3 protein-coding genes are annotated in these 3,156 nt (G+C 72.7%); all 3 read right to left on the bottom strand.

What is annotated here, in order from left to right:
* The coding region (locus Q7T52_RS00195; RefSeq protein ID WP_304798276.1) for an FAD-binding protein at nt 1-764 on the bottom strand (764 nt) is incomplete at its 3' end.
* A gap of 25 nt (nt 765-789) precedes the next feature.
* On the bottom strand, nt 790-1,512 hold the full coding sequence (locus Q7T52_RS00190) for a succinate dehydrogenase cytochrome b subunit (RefSeq protein WP_304798274.1): 723 nt from the start codon (nt 1,510-1,512) through the stop codon (nt 790-792).
* 89 nt (nt 1,513-1,601) lie between these two features.
* Nucleotides 1,602-3,156 (bottom strand): helix-turn-helix transcriptional regulator (locus tag Q7T52_RS00185; protein WP_304798271.1); only part of this gene is annotated, 1,555 nt, incomplete at its 5' end.

Raw genomic sequence — 3,156 nt, 5'->3', positions numbered from 1 at the left:
ACGACGACGTCGGCGAAGTAGGTCTCGATCTCGCCGGTGACCATGTCGCGCACGATGATCCCGCGCGCGCGGTTGTCAACGACGATCAGCTCGACCATCTCGTGGCGGGTGTAGCACTTGACCGTGCCGGCGGCGACCTGGCGCTCGAGGGCCTGGTAGGCACCGATGAGCAGCTGCTGGCCGGTCTGGCCGCGGGCGTAGAACGTGCGGGACACCTGGACGCCGCCGAAGGACCGGTTGTCGAGCAGGCCGCCGTACTCACGGGCGAACGGGACGCCCTGGGCGACGCACTGGTCGATGATGCTGGTGCTGACCTGGGCGAGGCGGTAGACGTTGGACTCGCGCGAGCGGTAGTCGCCGCCCTTGATCGTGTCGTAGAAGAGGCGGTAGACGGAGTCGCCGTCTCCCTTGTAGTTCTTGGCCGCGTTGATGCCGCCCTGGGCCGCGATCGAGTGGGCACGGCGCGGGGAGTCCTGGTAGCAGAACGACTTCACGACGTAGCCGGCCTCGCCGAGGGTGGCGGCGGCCGAGGCGCCGGCCAGGCCGGTGCCGACGACGATGACCGACAGGCGGCGGCGGTTGGCCGGGTTGGCGATCCGGGCCTCGAACTGGCGGGTGTTCCAGCGCTCCTCGAGCGGGCCGCCGGGCGCCTTGGTGTCGCGGACCGGGTCGCCGTCGACGTAGTAGCCGGCGGCGTCGTCGTACTCCTCGTCGGCCAGGTGGCTGGTGTGCGAGGCGTCGAAGGTGTTGGTGGTGTCAGGCATGTCCGTCATGAGTGGTCCCTGTCCCTCAGAGGTCGATGACGCCGGCGAGCACGAAGATCGGCACCAGCGAGAACCCGCCGGCGATGACCACCGCGAGGACCGTGCCGATCGCCTTGGCGTTGCGCCGGGCCTTGGCGTTGTTGGTGAGGCCGAGCGTCTGGGCGGCACTCCACGTGCCGTGGTGGAGGTGCAGGGCGAGCGCGGCCATCGAGAGCAGGTAGATGGCGGTCAGCCACCAGACCTCGAAGCTCTGGACCATCAACGTGTAGGGGTCGCCGGCCGCGCTGCCGGTCTCGCCGGTCTTGACGTTGATCTTGCCGAAGCTGAAGTTGAGCAGGTGCCAGATGATGAAGAGCAGCAGCGTGGCGCCGCCCCAGCGCATCGTGTGCGACGAGAAGCTGGAGTGCTTGTTCTTCTTCACGACGTACTTGACGGTGCGGGCCTTGCCGGCCCGGCGGGCGAGCAGCACGGCGGCCGTGACGTGCACGACCAGCGCGGCCAGCAGCCCGACGCGCGAGATCCAGAGGAACCCCTCGTGCGGCAGGATCGGCTCGCCGAACTCGCGCAGGTGCTCGGCGTACTCGTTGAACGTCTCCTGCCCCGAGAACGCCTTGAGGTTGCCGTACATGTGCACGAGCACGAAGGCGATGAAGAGGAAGCCGCTGACGGCCATCAACATCTTCAGCGCGATCGTGGAGCGCCTGGAGCTGGAGCCCTTGACGAGGGCCGGGCGGGTCGTTGTTGCCACGAGAACTCACTCTACGACCGTGGTAGGACGCGCGTTCACCCCGTCGGCTGTGACATAAGTCGCTGGACGGGACGGCCCGTCCGCCCGCGTCAGCCGAGCGCGCCTGCTAGCTCGCGGCGGCTGCCGATGCCGAGCTTGGTGTAGACGCGGCCGAGGTGGTTCTCGACCGTCTTGGGCGACACGAACAGCTCCTGGGCGATGTCGCGGTTGCTGCGGCCGATCACGGCGAGGGTGGCGACCCGGCGCTCGCTGGCCGTGAGCGACTCCGGGCCGGGTGCCGTCGTACGCCGGGGGCGGTCGCCGAGGGCCTGGAGCGCCCCGGCGATGCGGCGCTCCAGTGCCGCGGCACCGCAGGCGTGGGCGAGGTCGGCGGCCTCGGTGAGCAGCTCGCGGGAGTCGGTACGACGACCCTGCGTGCGCCACGACTCGGCCTGGTCGGCCAGCGCCTTGGCGTGCTCGAGCCGGTCGTGCGCGCCGGCGAGGACCACGACCGCCTCGGCCAGCTGCGCGGCGCGGGCCTCGGGGTCGGGGTCGAACCGCGCGGCCACCCGCAGGGCCGAGCCGATCTCGGTGGGGGAGCCCCAGGCTCGCGCGTTGTCGACCTGGGTGGCGAGGAGGGCGCGGGCCTCGTCGTCGCGGCCGAGCCGGGAGTGGGCGATGGCGGCCGGGAGCCGCCAGGCGAGGCCGGCGGGGTCGACGCCGGCCTGCTCGATCTCGCGCTGGAGGGTCGCGAGGTGCTGGAGCGCGCCGTGGGGGTCGTCCTCGGCGAGGCTGACCCGGGCCCGGATCTCGTGGAGCCAGATGAGCGGGATGACCCGGACACCCTCGGTGCCGGCGTCGAGCTCGGCGAGGGCCGCCTTGGCGGCCGCGAGGTCGCGGTGCTCCATCGCGACGTAGCAGGCGAAGTGGACGGCGGTGACCCGCAGCGAGAGCACCTCGGGGGTGACCGGCTCGTGGGCGACGGCGGCGAGCACCGCCTCGCACTCGGTCTCGGTGGCGGTCACGTCGCCGACCCGCCAGGCCAGGACCTGGGCGGCGTTGGCGGCCATCGCGTAGTCGACGGGCGAGCCGCCGCGCACGATGCGGGTGCGGGCCCGCTCGACCTCGCGCCGGGTCTCGGTGACGACGTCGGCCGCGATGGCGGCCATCATCCCGAGCGTCCAGGGCACCAGGCTCTCGCCACGGGCCGCGTCGTCGAAGAGCGCGCCGTCGCCCAGGGCTCGACGGGCGTAGTCGGCCACGCGGGCCTGGGGCTCGTTCTGGTGCCGGCCGCGCTGCGCGAGGAGGGCGAGCAGGGTGCGCTCGTCGGCGGTCTCGCCCGTGAGCCCCTCGAACTGGCGCAGGTGCTCGACCGACTGGCGGCGCTGCGACGGCACGAACTGGCGGGTGACGCCGAGCGCCGCCTCCAGCCGCATCCGGGCCGGCTCCTCCGCCAGCGGCGGCCAGGACTCGAGGACGGTGACGAGCTCGGCCACGGCTGCCTCGGCGCCGGCCGTGGCGGTCGTGGCCTGGACGGCGAGGGCCTGGAGGTCGGCGCGACGGCGGACGTCGGTCTCGGCCTCGGCGGCCTCGTGCAGGTGGCGGTGGGCCTCCGCGGCGCGACCAGCGCGCAGCAGCGTGCTGCCCAGCCGCTCGCGCAGGGCC

The sequence above is a fragment of the Nocardioides sp. genome (assembly GCF_030655615.1).
Classification (GTDB): domain Bacteria; phylum Actinomycetota; class Actinomycetes; order Propionibacteriales; family Nocardioidaceae; genus Nocardioides.
The sequence above is the reverse complement of the archived record's forward strand: the minus strand, read 5'-3'. Positions and strand labels throughout refer to the sequence as shown.